This is a genomic window from Agrobacterium sp. NPDC090273, assembly GCF_044772305.1.
Taxonomy (GTDB): Bacteria; Pseudomonadota; Alphaproteobacteria; order Rhizobiales; family Rhizobiaceae; genus Agrobacterium.
This window is the reverse complement of sequence record NZ_JBIVYN010000001.1, coordinates 876,808-892,293: the sequence shown is the minus strand read 5'-3', so window position 1 is coordinate 892,293 and position 15,486 is coordinate 876,808. Positions and strand designations below refer to the sequence as shown.

Annotated in this window: 14 protein-coding genes and 1 pseudogene; 10 read left to right on the top strand and 5 right to left on the bottom strand. The window is 59.2% G+C overall.

What is annotated here, in order from left to right; translation table 11 throughout:
- The first annotated feature begins 17 nt into the window (after nt 1-17).
- The 4 genes from trkA to ACIQT8_RS04420 all read left to right on the top strand — a co-directional run bounded on the left by trkA (nt 18) and on the right by ACIQT8_RS04420 (nt 4,694).
- Nucleotides 18-1,394: a Trk system potassium transporter TrkA gene (gene trkA / locus ACIQT8_RS04435; RefSeq protein WP_400963929.1), complete on the top strand. Its 1,377-nt coding sequence runs from the start codon at nt 18-20 to the stop codon at nt 1,392-1,394.
- A gap of 186 nt (nt 1,395-1,580) precedes the next feature.
- Entirely contained in the window at nt 1,581-1,823 is a 243-nt protein-coding gene (gene hfq / locus ACIQT8_RS04430) for an RNA chaperone Hfq (RefSeq protein ID WP_037155370.1), read from the top strand.
- Between the two features lie 193 nt (nt 1,824-2,016).
- Nucleotides 2,017-3,351, top strand: coding sequence for a GTPase HflX (hflX, locus tag ACIQT8_RS04425; RefSeq protein WP_138795790.1), 1,335 nt, complete (start codon nt 2,017-2,019; stop codon nt 3,349-3,351).
- A gap of 161 nt (nt 3,352-3,512) precedes the next feature.
- Nucleotides 3,513-4,694 carry a GGDEF domain-containing protein gene (locus tag ACIQT8_RS04420; RefSeq protein WP_400963925.1) on the top strand — a complete coding sequence of 394 codons (1,182 nt, stop codon included), beginning with the start codon at nt 3,513-3,515 and terminating at the stop codon, nt 4,692-4,694.
- 14 nt (nt 4,695-4,708) lie between these two features.
- Here the strand turns inward: ACIQT8_RS04420 and mazG are convergent, their stop codons facing one another.
- Both mazG and ACIQT8_RS04410 read right to left on the bottom strand, forming a co-directional pair.
- On the bottom strand, nt 4,709-5,545 hold the full coding sequence (mazG, locus tag ACIQT8_RS04415; RefSeq protein ID WP_138795789.1) for a nucleoside triphosphate pyrophosphohydrolase: 837 nt from the start codon (nt 5,543-5,545) through the stop codon (nt 4,709-4,711).
- A 22-nt stretch (nt 5,546-5,567) separates the two neighbouring features.
- Nucleotides 5,568-6,155, bottom strand: coding sequence for a deaminase (locus tag ACIQT8_RS04410; RefSeq protein ID WP_138795439.1), 588 nt, complete (start codon nt 6,153-6,155; stop codon nt 5,568-5,570).
- 250 nt (nt 6,156-6,405) lie between these two features.
- Between ACIQT8_RS04410 and cysG the strand changes: the two genes are divergently transcribed.
- The 5 genes from cysG to ACIQT8_RS04385 all read left to right on the top strand — a co-directional run bounded on the left by cysG (nt 6,406) and on the right by ACIQT8_RS04385 (nt 11,333).
- The gene (gene cysG / locus ACIQT8_RS04405; protein WP_400963921.1) at nt 6,406-7,869 is read left to right on the top strand and encodes a siroheme synthase CysG; all 1,464 of its coding nucleotides are present in this window, start codon (nt 6,406-6,408) and stop codon (nt 7,867-7,869) included.
- Entirely contained in the window at nt 7,862-8,176 is a 315-nt protein-coding gene (locus ACIQT8_RS04400; RefSeq protein WP_262525484.1) for a DUF2849 domain-containing protein, read from the top strand. The genes cysG and ACIQT8_RS04400 overlap by 8 nt, the downstream gene beginning before the upstream one ends.
- Nucleotides 8,177-8,184: 8 nt before the next feature.
- Nucleotides 8,185-9,855 carry a nitrite/sulfite reductase gene (locus ACIQT8_RS04395; protein WP_400963917.1) on the top strand — a complete coding sequence of 557 codons (1,671 nt, stop codon included), beginning with the start codon at nt 8,185-8,187 and terminating at the stop codon, nt 9,853-9,855.
- A gap of 13 nt (nt 9,856-9,868) precedes the next feature.
- Nucleotides 9,869-10,375, top strand: a complete 507-nt coding sequence (locus ACIQT8_RS04390; protein WP_400963915.1) for a DUF934 domain-containing protein — start codon at nt 9,869-9,871, stop codon at nt 10,373-10,375.
- A 145-nt stretch (nt 10,376-10,520) separates the two neighbouring features.
- Complete coding sequence (locus ACIQT8_RS04385) at nt 10,521-11,333, top strand: ferredoxin--NADP reductase (protein ID WP_311111214.1); 813 nt, start codon at nt 10,521-10,523, stop codon at nt 11,331-11,333.
- A gap of 48 nt (nt 11,334-11,381) precedes the next feature.
- On the opposite strand, the pseudogene ACIQT8_RS04380 reads toward ACIQT8_RS04385, so the two are convergent.
- Nucleotides 11,382-12,673: pseudogene (locus ACIQT8_RS04380) on the bottom strand (MFS transporter).
- A 145-nt stretch (nt 12,674-12,818) separates the two neighbouring features.
- Between ACIQT8_RS04380 and ACIQT8_RS04375 the strand changes: the two are divergent.
- The gene (locus ACIQT8_RS04375; protein WP_400963912.1) at nt 12,819-13,322 is read left to right on the top strand and encodes a hypothetical protein; all 504 of its coding nucleotides are present in this window, start codon (nt 12,819-12,821) and stop codon (nt 13,320-13,322) included.
- A 3-nt stretch (nt 13,323-13,325) separates the two neighbouring features.
- Here ACIQT8_RS04375 and ACIQT8_RS04370 read toward each other — a convergent pair whose 3' ends face one another.
- Both ACIQT8_RS04370 and ACIQT8_RS04365 read right to left on the bottom strand, forming a co-directional pair.
- The gene (locus tag ACIQT8_RS04370) at nt 13,326-14,426 is read right to left on the bottom strand and encodes a diguanylate cyclase (RefSeq protein ID WP_400963909.1); all 1,101 of its coding nucleotides are present in this window, start codon (nt 14,424-14,426) and stop codon (nt 13,326-13,328) included.
- A gap of 177 nt (nt 14,427-14,603) precedes the next feature.
- Nucleotides 14,604-15,407 carry an endonuclease/exonuclease/phosphatase family protein gene (locus tag ACIQT8_RS04365; RefSeq protein WP_400963907.1) on the bottom strand — a complete coding sequence of 268 codons (804 nt, stop codon included), beginning with the start codon at nt 15,405-15,407 and terminating at the stop codon, nt 14,604-14,606.
- Nucleotides 15,408-15,486 lie beyond the last annotated feature (79 nt).

Here is a 15,486-nt window from a genome sequence, read left to right as displayed (position 1 = left end):
CCGGTCAGAGAGACGTCATGAAGGTCATTATTTGCGGTGCAGGACAGGTGGGCTACGGCATTGCCGAGCAATTGTCGCGCGAGGACAATGAAGTCTCGGTCATCGATACCGCAGCATCTCTGATTACCGCGATTACCGAAACGCTCGACGTTCGCGGTTACGTCGGCCACGGCGCGCATCCCGACATGCTGGCGAAGGCGGGCGCCGATCAGGCCGACATGATCATTGCAGTGACGCTGCATGACGAAATCAACATCGTTGCCTGCGAGGTGGCGCATGCACTGTTCAGCGTGCCCACCAAGATCGCCCGTATCCGCGACCAGAGTTATCTGAAGCCGGAATATGCCGATCTGTTCAGCCGCGAGAACATGTCGATCGACGTGACGATTTCGCCGGAAATCGAAGTCGGCAAGATGGTGCTGAGACGCATCGCCTTTCCAGGCGCCACCGACGTGGTGCGTTTTGCCGATGACAACATCTCCATGCTGGCGATTGAATGCATGGAAGATTGCCCCGTCATCAACACGCCGCTGCAGCAGCTTTCCAGCCTCTTTCCCGACCTGATTGCCACGGTGGTGGCGATCTATCGCAACGGCATCCTCAAGGTCGTCAATTCCTCCGAACAGTTGCGGGTCGGCGATCTTGCTTATGTCATCTGTCAGCGCCAGCACGCGCGCCGCACCCTCAGCCTGTTTGGCCATGAGGAACAGGAAGCGCAGCGTATCGTCATCGCGGGCGCCGGCAATATCGGCCAGTATGTCGCCCACAAGATCGAGGAACTGCAGCCGAAAACCCGGGTCAAGATCATCGAGGCCGACCGCGACAAGGCAATCGCCGCGTCCGAACAGTTGAGCAGCACGATTGTCATGCACGGCTCGGCGCTGGATCAGAAAATCTTGCAGCAGGCCGATATTCAGGATGCCGACCTAATCGTTACGCTGACCAACAACGACCAGACCAACATCCTGGCCTCGGTCATTGCCAAGCAGTTGGGCTGCAAGTCGAATCTGGCGCTGCTCAACAGCATCTCGTTCCATGATGTGTCGCGGTCACTCGGCCTCGATGCCTATATCAACCCCAGGGCGGTGACGATTTCACGCGTGCTGCAGCATGTCCGCAAGGGCCGCATCCGCTCGGTCTACGCGGTACAGCGCGGTTCCGGCGAGGTGATCGAGGCGGAAGCGATGGAGACCTCGCCGCTGGTCGGTCTTGCCTTCCGCGACATGGACATGCCGGATGGAATCCGCATCGGCGCGATCTTCCGCGACGGCGTGGTCATCCGTCCCGACGGCAATACCAAAATCAAGGCGAGGGACCGTGTCGTGCTGTTTGCCGCCGCCGAGGCGGTTCGCGATGTGGAACAGCTTTTCCGCGTCTCGATACAATATTTCTGACTGTTTCGAAATCAGCGCGATCGTTCAATACTTGCGCATGTTCGGGTGTTTTCATCGTTGCGGAACTAGGCGCGATTTGATACCAGAGTTTTCTGGCCTGCCAAGCTGGGGACGAGACTTGGCTGGTTGATTATTGATTGATTATTTTCCGGTATCCCGACCGGCAAAAAAGAAAGAAGCGGCGCCATGGCGGAACGTTCTCAAAACCTTCAGGATCTTTTTCTCAATACCGTTCGCAAACAGAAGATCTCGTTGACGATTTTTCTTATCAACGGTGTCAAGCTGACGGGTGTTGTCACCTCTTTTGACAATTTCTGTGTCCTCTTGCGTCGCGACGGTCATTCGCAGCTTGTCTACAAGCACGCGATTTCCACCATCATGCCCGGCCAGCCGATGCAGATGTTCGAAAGCGAAGAGAACGCTGCCTGAGGGTAACGCTCGTTTTCCGATATTCTCTTGATGATGTCGGGAACGTTTGTGATCTTACCAAGTTTTGATTGATACACCGCCCGCATCGCTGCGGTCGGTGTTACCTGTGTTTCTGGATAAGGCTGAGCCCATTTCGACGCGCGACACCTCAAACGAATCGATCATTCCGGAGCTGGAAAAGCACCGCGACGACATGCGCGCGGTTGTTATCATCCCGGTCCTCAAGCCCACGCGTGAAAATCGCGATGCCGCTCAGGCGCCCGCAGCACCGTCTCGTTCCGTCGAGGCCAAGCTGGAAGAGGCCAAGGGTCTGGCACTGGCGATCGATCTCGAGGTCACGCAGGGGTTGATCGTGTCGGTCAACCAGCCGCGTCCGGCCACCCTTTTTGGTACCGGCAAGATCGAGGAAATCGGTCATCTCCTGGAAGAGACCAATTCGGGTCTGGTGATTATCGATCACCCGCTGACACCGGTGCAGCAACGCAATCTCGAAAAGCAGTGGAACTCGAAGGTTATCGACCGCACGGGTCTCATTCTCGAAATCTTCGGCCGCCGCGCCTCCACCAAGGAAGGCACGCTGCAGGTCGATCTTGCGCATCTGAACTACCAGAAGGGCCGTCTGGTCCGAAGCTGGACCCACCTTGAGCGTCAGCGCGGCGGTGCGGGCTTCATGGGTGGTCCGGGTGAAACGCAGATCGAAGCCGACCGTCGCCTGCTGCAGGAACGTATCGTGCGGCTGGAGCGTGAGCTGGAACAGGTTGTCCGCACCCGCCAGCTTCACCGCGCCAAGCGCCGCAAGGTGCCGCACCCGATTGTTGCTCTGGTTGGTTACACCAACGCCGGCAAATCCACGCTGTTCAACCGCATCACCGGCGCGGGCGTTCTGGCTGAAGACATGCTCTTCGCCACGCTCGACCCGACGCTGCGTCGCATGAAGCTGCCGCACGGCAGAACGGTCATCCTCTCGGATACCGTCGGTTTCATCTCCGACCTGCCGACCCACCTTGTTGCCGCCTTCCGCGCAACGCTGGAAGAAGTGCTGGAAGCCGATCTCGTTCTGCATGTTCGAGACATGGCCGATCCCGACAACGCCGCACAGTCGGCCGATGTCCTGCGTATTCTCGGCGATCTCGGCATCGGTGAGAAGGAAGCGCAGGAGCGCATCATCGAGGTCTGGAACAAGGTCGACCGGCTGGAGCCGGAAGCCCATGACGCCATCATGCAGCGGGCCGAAGGCCGCTCCGACATCCGTGCAGTTTCAGCAATCACGGGTGAGGGTGTCGATGCCCTGATGGACGAAATTTCCCGTCGTCTTTCCGGCGTGCTGACGGAAACCACTGTGACGCTGCCCGTCGACAAGCTGCCGCTGCTCTCGTGGGTCTACAACAACTCCATCGTCGATGGCCGTGAAGACAACGAGGACGGTTCGGTTTCGCTGGATGTCAGACTGTCGGAAACGCAGGCGGCGGAGCTGAACCGCAAGCTGGGCATCTCTGCAAAAGTTGAGCCTGAAGACTGGGAAAAGTGAAGCGCATTTGCGCAAAAACATCACTTTATAGAACCGAATACCCCAAAATACGGCTTTCGCGCATGGCAGATATGCGCGAAAGAACGGCTCGTGATGGTCACTGTTAGCATTTCCTCAGTCTGTTGATGGGATAGTGCTCATCCTAGATGATGAGCCAGCCGATGTTGCCACCGTTAGATCTCGAAACTGTCCTGCTGCTGCATAAACTGTCGTTTTTCGTTGCCGCCGTCTGTTTCCTTTATGCCCGTTCGCAATCGAAAGAGAGTGTCGGTCTCGGCTTTCTGTCCCTCGGCTTCCTGCTGGTCGCAACATCCTCCACCCTCATTGGTTTCGGCAAGATCGTTCCCGGCCTGAACTGCGCGTTGATCGTCACCGGCAATCTTGCCGGAATGTGCGGTTATGCAATCTTCTGGATCGGCATGTGCCGCATCAGCAGTCAGCGCAAAAGGGCAGGCGAGTGGTGGATCTTGCTTCTGCCGGTCCTCGTCGGTGCGATCCTTGCACTGGCGGGCTGGTATGGCGACCTGGTGGCACGAGCCTCCGTGTTCCAGTTCACGGCCGGTTTGCTGCTGGCCGCAGCCGCCTACACCGTTATCGCCGACCGCAAGAAGGAGCCGCTCCCTGTCCGCCGTCCGCTTGGCGTCACCATCGGGCTGACGGCATTTTTGAGTTTCGTCGTGGTCATCGGCCTGCAGTTTCCGACCGTCGCCATCATCGCGCCGCGCAATGCGTTCTTCCTGTCCATCATCTGCCACTTTGCCATAGCCGTCTTCGTTCTGGCGCTGGTCAAGGAACGGGCGGAAGAGGGGCTGCGCCGTCTGGCCGATCTCGACCTTCTGACCGGCATAGCCAACCGGCGTTCCTTTTCCACCCGGCTGCGCGACACCATGCTGCCGGGCGACGCGATCGCCATGATCGACATCGACCACTTCAAACGCATCAATGACCGGTTCGGCCATCTGGCCGGAGACGACGTGCTGGCATCGGTTGCGGCCGGATTGCGCGAACGGGTCGGCGCCAACGATCTTCTCGCCCGCTTCGGCGGTGAGGAATTCGTGCTGTTCATGCCGGGCATCGGCAAGGAAGATGCGATGGCCTTCGTCGCAAAGCTGCGCGCCGAAGTCAGCGCCATCACCCACGACCTCGACGAACAGGCTGTCGCCGTAACACTGAGCGCCGGGCTGGCGGTCTGTGAGGAAAAAAGCCTGTCAGCACAGGCCCTGATCAAGATGGCCGATACGGCGCTCTATGCCTCGAAGGCTGCGGGCCGCGATCGACTGACATTTTACCGCCCGGAAGATTTCAACCGTATCACCCCGCAGGCCGTGCGCCAGGCGGGATAAGGTCATAGGCCAGCTCAGCCTGCGAGCGAACGCTCGATGTGCTTGGCCGCTTGCCACAGATCTTCCATTCGCTCCAGCGTCGCCGCTTCCAGGGTTTCGCCATTTGTTGTGAGCGATGTTTCGATGTGATTGAAACGTCTGCGGAATTTCGTATTGGTGCCGCGCAGCGCGTTTTCCGGGTCGGTCTTGACGTGACGGCCGATGTTGACGAGCGCGAAAATCAGATCGCCGAGCTCATCGGAGACTTTCTCCGGTTTTCCTTCCGCCAGCGCCTCGCGCAGCTCCGCGATCTCTTCTTCGATCTTGTCGAGGATCGGGGCAGGGTCCGACCAGTCGAAGCCGACGCGTGCGGCCTGTTCCTGCAGTTTCAGCGCTTCGGTCAGGGCGGGCTGGCTGCGCTGCACCCCGCCGAGAAAACCGGCCTTGAAATCCTCGGTAATGCCGCGGCGCAGGCGCCTTTCGGCACGTTCGCGTTTTTCTTCGGCCTTGATCCGGTCCCACTGCAGTTTCACGGTGTCAGGCGTGTCGGCATCCGAAACGTCGAAGACATGCGGATGGCGACGGATCATTTTCGAAGTCACGGCATGTACCACGTCGCCAAAGGAGAATTCACCCATCTCCTCGGCGATGCGGGCATGGAAAACCACCTGCAGCAGCAGGTCCCCCAATTCTTCGCAAAGATCGTCCGTGTCCTTGCGCTCGATGGCGTCAGCGACTTCGTAAGCCTCTTCGATCGTGTAGGGCTTGATCGTTTCGAAGGTCTGCACGATGTCCCACGGGCAGCCGGTTTCCGGCTGGCGCAGGGCCTCCATGATCTCGATCAGACGGGAAATATCCTTCGAGGCTTCCATCGGCATGTCTTTACTTCCCGGTTCAGTTGAGCGGAATGTTGTTGTCGGTCTTCGATGCCTGGTAGCTGTTCGAAAGATCGTCATAGGCGGCCTTGATGCGGGCCGTCTGCGCCTTCAGTTCGCTTTTCAGCGGGTCGGCTTCGCTCTCCACCAGGTCGGAAATGAAATAGGAGTTCCAGAAGGCATTGTTGCGGCGGTATCCGCCGGGCTCCAGACCGAACACTTCCTTGAGGATTTTCAGGTCGTGCGGAATGGCGAAAGCGTCGCGCGAATCTTCGTGGCTGAAGAACGAGTAGAAATTGTCGAAACCGGCCCAGGTGATCGCCGACATGCACATGGTGCAGGGTTCGTGCGTCGACAGGAAGATCAGGTCCTTGGTGTTGAGCTTTTCGCCAAGTTCATAAAAGCGCTTGAGGGTGTGGACCTCACCGTGCCAGAGCGGATTTTCCAGCTCGTTGTTGGTCTCGGCAATGACCAGAGACAGGTCGGACTTGCGCAAAATGGCGGCGCCGAAAACCTTGTTTCCAAGGCTGACACCGCGCGCCGTCAGCGGCAGGATGTCGTGTTCGATAACGTCGAGAAGGCGGGCGGCGATGGTGTTGCTGGCCACGGTGATCGTCCTTTGTGCCGGCGGAATGGAAAGCGGCTTCCGAGCGGAATGCCGTTAGAAAACAATGTCCTCTTTTTTGGCTCGAAGCCGCTTTTGTCAAGGGATGCAAGGCGGGATTCGTCTTAGGTAAAAAACCTTGCGGTTGGATTTCCTCAAAAACCCCACCGGTCGAGAAATAAAAATCCAACCGCGCGAACGGCATGAATTTCTGTTTCTTCATTCCTAGCGGCAAATGCGGGATACATGTGGCATGAATAATCATACCCGCTTTCCGCAAGCTGATGAACGGCTCTCCACTTTCCCCGCGTTTTTCCGCGTTGAAGGCAAGGTCGTTATCGTGTTCGGAAATGGCGATGAAGCTTTCGCCAAGGTCCGGCTGCTCTCCAACACCAACGCGCATATCGTCGCTTTTGCCGATCAGCCTGAGGACGCATTCAAGCGTTATCTCGTGGAGAACGGCATAGACCATCGCCCGCTCGCCTTTTCCGCCGAGTTGATCGATGGCGCAACGCTGGTCTTTGCCGCGACCGGCGATGAAAGCCTCGACCGCCAGATCGTGACGGAAGCGCGCGGCAGGAAAATTCCGGCCAATGCGGTCGATCAGCCCGCGTTTTGCGATTTCTTCACGCCCGCTCTGGTCACACGTGCACCTGTTGCCGTTGCCATCGGCACGGAAGGCGCCGGCCCGGTTCTCGCGCAGATGATCCGGGCGCGTATCGACCAGATGCTGGCACCGTCGCTTGGCAGACTCGCACGCCTCGCCGTCGATTATCGCGATGCAGCCGAAGACAATGTTCCGAAGGGTGCTCTTCGCCGCAACTTCTGGCGTCGGTTTTTCTCCGGTCGCGTCGCGGATGCGGTTGCCGTGGGTGATGAAGCCGCCGCTCGCCGTAGCGCGGAAAGCCTGCTGCAGTCGCCTGAGCGCAGCGAAGGCCATGTCTGGCTGGTCGGTGCAGGTCCGGGCGCGGAAGATCTTCTGACGCTGCGCGCCCAGCGCGTTCTGATGGAAGCCGACGTCATCGTTTATGATGCGCTGGTTCCGCAGGCCATCGTCGATATGGGTCGCCGTGACGCGGAGCGTCTTTCTGTTGGCAAGCGCAAGGGCTGTCACACCAAGTCGCAGGACGAGATCAATCGCCTGCTGGTGCGCCTTGGACAGGAAGGCAAACGCGTCGTCCGTCTGAAGTCCGGCGATCCCCTGGTCTATGGCCGTGCAGGTGAAGAAATGGCGGCTCTGCGCCATGCCGGTATCGGTTACGAGATCGTACCCGGTATCACCTCGGCCTTTGCTGCGGCTGCCGATTTCGAGTTGCCGCTGACACTGCGTGGCGTTGCCTCGTCGCTGATCTTCACCACCGGTCACGACCTGACCGGCGACGTGCTGCCCGACTGGGCACGACTGGCCGTTTCGGGTGCGACGATTGCTGTCTACATGGGCCGCAGCGTTGCCGCTTCGGTCGCGACCCGCCTGATGGATGCCGGTCTTGGCATTGAAACCACGGTTGCCGTGATCGAAAACGCCAGCCGTGCCGATCGCAAGCTGCTGCATGGCACATTGAAGGATTTGCCCGATCTGGAACATCGTGATGAACTGACCGGCCCGGTCATGGTTATCATCGGCGATGCCGTCGCGGGCGCCAATTTTGACAGGTCTGAGGCTCTTGCTCTTTCGGCAAGAACCAGGGACCTTAAGCGGGAGTATGAGAATGGCTGACAAGGTTTTGACCGCCAACCGTCTGGACGATGGCATTGCCGTCTGGCTGGATGCCAATGGAGAATGGACGGAAAACCTCCAGAACTCCCTGGTGGCGCGCCATGCGGAAGCCGTTGCTTCGCTGGAGGAAATCGGCAAACGCGATTTTTCCGCCAACAAGGTCGTTGACGTCAACATTGTCGATGTCGTCGAGGAAAATGGTCGCCTGTGGCCGACCCGCCTGCGCGAACGCATCCGCGCGGCCGGCCCTACCGTTCAATACGCCACCGGCTTCAAGCCGGCCGATGCAGCATTTATCGCAGTCTGAGGAATACGATGTACCGTTACGACGAGTTCGACCACGCTTTCGTTCAGGGCCGTGTTGAGCAATTTCGCGATCAGGTGGCCCGCCGCCTGTCCGGAGAACTCGCTGAAGATGCCTTCAAGCCGCTGCGCCTGATGAACGGTGTCTATCTGCAATTGCACGCCTACATGCTGCGTGTTGCCATTCCCTATGGCACGTTGAATTCAAAACAGATGCGTATGCTGGCGCACATTGCCCGCAAGTATGACCGTGGATACGGCCATTTCACCACGCGCCAGAACATCCAGTACAACTGGCCGCGCCTGGCCGACACGCCAGATATTCTTGATGAGCTGGCCAGTGTGGAAATGCACGCGCTGCAGACCTCCGGAAACTGCATTCGTAACGTCACCGCAGACCATTTTGCTGGTGCAGCCGCCGATGAAGTGGCCGATCCGCGTCCTTACGCCGAAATCCTGCGCCAGTGGTCGTCGGTTCACCCGGAATTTTCGTTCCTGCCGCGCAAGTTCAAGATTGCCGTCACGGGTGCGGAGCGTGACCGCGCCGCCATTCAGGTCCACGATATCGGTCTGCATCTGAAAAAGAACGACAAGGGCGAGATCGGCTTTGCCGTTTACGTCGGTGGCGGTCAGGGCCGCACGCCGATGATCGCCAAGAAGATCCGCGACTTCCTGCCGGAAGAAGACCTGCTGTCCTACACCACGGCCATCATGCGCGTTTATAACCTGCACGGCCGCCGCGACAACAAGTACAAGGCGCGCATCAAGATCCTGGTACATGAGACCGGTGCGGAAGAACTGGCGCGCCAGGTCGAGGTTGAATTTGCCGAACTGAAGAACGGCGAACTCAAGCTGCCCGACGCCGATATCGCCGCGATCAGCACCTATTTCGCGCCGCCGGAACTGAAGGACCGTTCGGAAGGCTGGGAAAGTCTGGCCCGCTGGAAGCGTGCCGACGAAGGTTTCGCACGCTGGGTCGAGCAGAACGTCGCGCCGCACCAGCATCCCGACTACGGCATCGTGACGATTTCGCTGAAGCCGATCGGCGGTATTCCGGGTGATGCCTCGGATGCGCAGATGGATCTGGTGGCCGATATCGCCGAAGAATATGCCTTCGACGAAATCCGTATCAGCCACGAGCAGAACATCATCCTGCCGCATGTGGCGCTCGCCGATCTGGAGCCGCTTTATCGCGCACTGGTCGGTGCGGATCTGGCAACCGCCAATGCTGGTCTCATCACCGACATCATTGCCTGTCCCGGCTTGGACTATTGCGCGCTTGCCAATGCACGCTCTATTCCGGTTGCCCAGGAGCTTTCGCTGCGTTTCGGCGCACCGGAGCGTCAGGCTGAAATTGGCGAACTGAAGATCAAGATTTCCGGCTGCATCAATGCCTGCGGTCACCACCATGTCGGCCATATCGGCCTGCTTGGCGTGGAGAAGAAGGGTGCTGAACTCTACCAGATCACGCTTGGCGGTTCCGGAGACGAAAACACGTCGATCGGCGAAATCATCGGTCGCGGTTTCGAACCGGAAAAGGTCACCGACGCGGTGGAAACCATCGTCGATACCTATCTCGGTCTTCGCCAGTCGAAGGAAGAAACCTTCCTCGAAGCTTACCGCCGTGTGGGCCCGCAGCCGTTCAAGGATGCGCTCTATGGCTCTGCCGCCGAAGCCGCCTAAGGAGACCGAGACGATGACAAAGATCTGGAACGAAAGCGGTTTCGTCGAAAACGATCCCTGGGTGATCGAAACGGAAGAGGTGAAGGCCGAGGACGGCCAGAAGGCTCTTCTGCCGCTCGACGCCTTTCTGACGCGCGTGGGTGAAAGCAACGATGTTGGTCTCGGCGTGCTGATTGCGCCCGCCGACGACGTGACGAAGCTTGAGCCATATCTCGACCGTATCGGCCTGGTGGCGGTCAGCTTCCCGGCCTTCAACGACGGGCGTGGTTTCAGCCATGCCTCGCTGCTGCGCAGCCGTCTCGGCTTTACCGGCGAGGTGAGGGCGGTTGGCGATGTGCTGATCGACCAGGTGCCCTTGATGTTGCGCACCGGCTTCACCAGCTTTGCAGTGACCAACCAAACTGCGATCCGCCGCCTGTCGGAAAACCGGCTTCCGGCGATCGACGTCTATTACCAGCCGACGGCCCGTGCCGCGACCGGTAACGAGACCTATAGCTGGCGACGCCGCGTCGCTGTGTGACGCGTCGCAATGGAAATATGAGTTTTAGATACATATTTCCTGAATGCATGGCAGTATTGGCATTCTCATGCCTTCAAAACCGGGCAGAAATGGTATAATTGCCCGGTCGGAGAATGTCGCTTATCGAATATGGACGGAACTAGAAATGAACGCGCCAGCCAAGACGGAAGATTTCGCGATCAAGATACCTGATGGTGTTTACGCCGAGACGGTTCTTTCGGTGGAGCATTACACCGATCACCTGTTCCGCTTCCGCATGACGCGGCCGGCCGGTTTCCGTTTCCGTTCCGGCGAGTTTGCCATGATCGGCCTGATGGTTGGCGAAAAGCCGATCTACCGTGCTTACTCCATCGCAAGCCCGGCCTGGGATGAGGAACTGGAATTCTTCTCGATCAAGGTTCCCGATGGTCCGTTGACCTCGCACCTGCAGGCCATCAAGCCCGGCGACACGGTCTTGATGCGCAAGAAGCCGACAGGCACGCTGGTTCTCGACGCGCTGACCCCCGGCAAGCGTCTTTACATGCTTTCCACCGGTACTGGCATTGCGCCCTTCGCAAGCCTGATCCGTGACCCGGAAACCTACGAAAAGTTTGATGAGGTCATTCTGACCCATACCTGCCGCGATGTGGCCGAACTGAAATACGGTTTCGATCTGGTCGAAGAAATCAAGAACCACGAGTTCCTGAACGAAATCGTCGGCGACAAGCTGAAGCTCTATTCCACGGTCACCCGTGAAGATTACGCCTTCACCGGCCGCATTACCGACCTCATCGAAAATGGCAAGGTGTTCGCCGATCTTGGCGTGCCTGCTTTCGATCCGGCGATCGACCGCGGCATGATCTGCGGTTCCTCGGCGATGCTGAAGGACACCAAGGCGTTGCTCGAAAAGGCAGGCCTGACGGAAGGCGCCAATAACAAGCCGGCAGAATTCGTCATCGAACGTGCATTCGTCGGCTAAGTCGCGCCACAGACCGAGATTTTGAAGGAGGCCCAACGGCCTCCTTTTTTATTGGCCGTGTGAAGCCTTTGCCGCCTCATCATGCTCCTTCGGTGCGATTTCGTTGCGGTAGATGAGAAAGAGGCCGATGGCGATGGCCGAGATGCCGCCGCCGACGAGATGGGACAGGGAGTAGCCCCCCTGCGTCACCAGCCAGCCTGCCACCACGTTGCTGAGCGACGCGCCGATGCCCTGCACTGTCATGACGCTGGCAAGGCCGACATTGAAGCGTCCGGTACCCTTGAGAATGCGCTCGGCTGCCACAGGTGTGACGATGCCAGAAAACCCCGGATCGGCAGGGCAATCAGCGCAATCAGAAACACCGTTGCAAGTCCGAAACGGCGGATCAGCCAGGGTGCCAGGGCAGCAACGAAGATCATCGCGAATTGCGCGACGCCGGTGATGATGGCGGTGGTGCGGAACGGCGTCTGCAGCTCGATGGCGAAGTCCTGGGCGATCAGCCGGCTCATTGGCGCATTGCCGAAATGAAAGACCAGCAGAATGATGGCGAGGAAGATCAGGCCGCGTTCCTGCAGCAGCACCTTGAAACCGGAAGGGCCGGGCTCGCCCTTGTCCTCGCCAAGACCGCGCGCCACCTTGTGATCGATACGGTGCGGATCGATGGCGGCGGTGGCGATGAGCGCGCCAACAGCCGTGAGCAACATTAGGCCGATGACCCCATGCAGGCCGAAGAAGGACACGGCGACATAGGTCGCAAACAGCGAAGCGAAGTTGCCGCCATGGTTCCAGAACTCGTTGCGCGATATCTGGTGTGAAAACAGGCGCTCACCGACAAGGCCAAGCGTGAGGCCGGCAAGGGCAGGTGCGACGACAGCACCCACCACGGCGGTCATGATCTGCCCGGTCCAGACGATCCAGACATCGGGAAAAATCAGCGTGATGAGGGCGCCGATGGTGACCAGCACCACAGGCACGGCAATCAGCATCCGTTTCCAGGTCGTGCCATCCACCAGTGCGCCGCAGAGCGGCGTGGCGATCAGGCCAACCAGGCCGCCAACCGTGGCAATGAGACCGAGAGACAGCGAGGACCAGCCATTCGTGGCAAGAAAGGCATCGAGAAACGGACCGAGCCCATCCCGCGCATCGGCCAGAAAGAAGTTCAGCGCAGCAAGCGCAAACAGGGTGCGGTCGGATAGGCCGCCGGCTCGCGGCGCACCGCCGGAGGAATGACCGGCCGAGGGCTTGCCTTGCGGCGCAGAAACGCTGAGGGCCGTCATGAGAAGTGCTCCGGAAATATAGCGGTGGTGATGCTTGGCGTCATCGAGGTTCGCGAAGAACAGATGCCGCCGGATTTGGTTGCATTGGAAAACTAAAAAGCCTGATCGCGCATGTTGCTTGTGAAAACCGGTGAAAAGCCTGCCGTGGCACAGGAACATTTCTCCGGCTCAGCGAGTTACCGTCCGTCTAAACTTACGGATCGACGCCATGAAACGCACAGCCGCAGTCCTGTTATCACTCGCCGGTATCGTGGCAGCCCAGCCCGCCGCCGCTGACGAAAGCGCATTTCTCTCGTCCCTTGAAGGCACGTGGACGGGCAAGGGAACGGTCATCACCCGCATCGGTGCACCGGCCATTTCGGTGAATTGCACGTTGAATTCGGATGCCCGAAGTGCTGCCCTGAGCATGTCAGGCAATTGCCGTGGACTGGTTGTTGTCAACCGCGCCATCGCGGCCGACCTGACCGCCAGCGGGGCGCGCTACACCGGCACCTATACCGGTCCGTCCGGCCGTCCTTCGGCGCTGTCTGGCAATCGCCGGGGAAATGCCATCAACCTGACTGTGCGCTGGAACCGCGATATCAATGGTGACCGCGTGGCCGCAATGACCATCGAAAAGGTCGGTGCGAACGGCCTCAGACTGCGCACAACCGACAAGGATGGCAAGACCGGCAAGACGGTGGTGACAAGCGATATCCGACTGGTGCGGTAAGCCTTATGCGGCAAGCGCGTCCGCAACCATTGTCCTGTTGCGGCCGGTGTTCTTGGCTTGGTAAAGCGCAACATCGGCGCGGGCATAGGCGGAGGAAAAGCTTTCTCCGGGATTGATGAAGGCCAGACCGAAGCTTGCGGTAATCGGCAGATCGCTGTCGCAATCGGCAAACAGCGCCGGAACACCTTCACGGATCGTCTCGACCAGTTTCAGGGCATCCTTCATGTCCGCCCTGGACAGGAACAGCGCAAACTCTTCCCCACCCATACGTGCGGCAAGGTGATCCACGCCCGCAAAGCTATCAATATGGTCGGCAAAACGCTTGATCACGGTGTCACCGGCCGCGTGGCCGAAGCGGTCGTTGACGGTCTTGAACCGGTCGATATCGGTGACGACGACAATTCCGCGTGGAATGTGGCGAAGTGCGATCCGCCTTTCCACTTCTTCTTCAAAACCACGCCGGTTCAACACACCCGTCAGGTAGTCATGGCGGGCCTGGCGTTTCAGTTCCTTGGCAAGATCGGCCGCCACGATCATCAGCGTCAGAATACCGGTTCCGATCATGCCGGTCGGCGTGCCGATCGACAATACGACGATAAAGCTGGCGTCGGCGATTTCGCCGCCCGCCCTCGCAAGCCAGGCGGCAATTGCGACACTGCTGATGTAGAGGCCGTAAACGGTGAGAATGCGCCGGACGGTCAGCGCAATGCCGGTGGCGCCGCGCAGGGTGTAAACGATGATGCCCACGAAGGCGGCGTCGGCAATGGCGGTCGCCATGCGCGAAAACATGCGCCATTCGGTCAGCTGGAACGCCCAGGCAACGAGAATGAACAGGGTCGAGACGATCCAGGTGATCGCGACACCGCGATTATCCCTGCCAGCCCTGAGACGGAAACCCCAGGCCAGCAGCGCGAAACTGCCGATGGAGGCATGGCAGGCCAGCATCGCCGTCAGATATTGCTGCTCCGGCATCAGCCCGCCAACGATACGCAAACCGTGGCCGATGGCCGACGACATGAAGGACAGCGCCCAGATCATCGCGTGTTGCTTCAACCCGAACTGACGCCACGCGACCAGAAGCGCGACGCCAAAAAGCAGGCTCACGACAACAATGCTCAGCGATGTGACGACGGTGGAAAGCATAAGCCGTTGGACAGGTTGTAAATGGGAAAAACGCCGTAGCGAGGCGCCCTTATATCGTCAGACCCGGGCGAATGACAATCCGCTCTCTGTTCACAGTATTGTCCTGCGTCAATGACGCGCAGAGCAGACGGATGATTTCTAAGTGAAATCAATCAGTAGAGGACAATGATCCGAGACTTCCGGACGGGTCACGACATCGAAATTGTCGATGTTTACGGCCGGATTGACCAGCATGTAGTCAGCATAACGGTTCTGTTTGGTGTAGTGGGAGGTGCGCGTGCTCGTAAAACCACGCCCCGTTACCAGTTCCACCAGATCGAGTTCTTTCAGCACGGCGAAGGTCTCGCTGTCTGGCAGAACGTTGAAATCGCCGCAGACGATGATCCGGTCGCCCCCCTCTGCGACGTTCCGCACGAGCCGGACGAGGCATTGTGCCTGCGCCAGTCGCTCCGGCGTGTCCTGTTTGCCCTGGAGATCCCGGAGCCCGTGCATATGGGCGATCACGACCGGCCGTCCCGTCGCAAAATCGAAAACACGAATGGCATGTGCGGTACGTGAGCGCGGATGCGCGCCATATCCATCGGCGGAAAACGCCCCGTGCACGAAACCCTGTGCCTGTCCGATCACGGCAATGGATTTGCGCACGAAGGTCGCCAGGCCCCATTGCGAGTCATATCGCGTCTCGCCTTCCCAGAGATCGCCCTGTGCTGCCGGGCAAAACACGGCCAGATGATCGGGCAGGGTAGCGGCCACATCGCGGAGCATATTGGCCCGCTGCACCAGATCAGTGCCATGATCGCGATACATCAACCACGCCTGCGTCGCCGCTGGCGTATGAATGACTTCCTGCAGGCAGAGAATATCCGGATCGGCCGCCGCGAGATAGGCAATCATCTCCCCATGCAGTTTTCCACCCCAGCCGTTCAGGCAAATCAGACGCATTCCCCCTCCATCACCGCAAAACTCCCGAAGTCACCTGTAGCACGGAATGCCCATCCAGAACGAAAAAGGCCCGGATCGC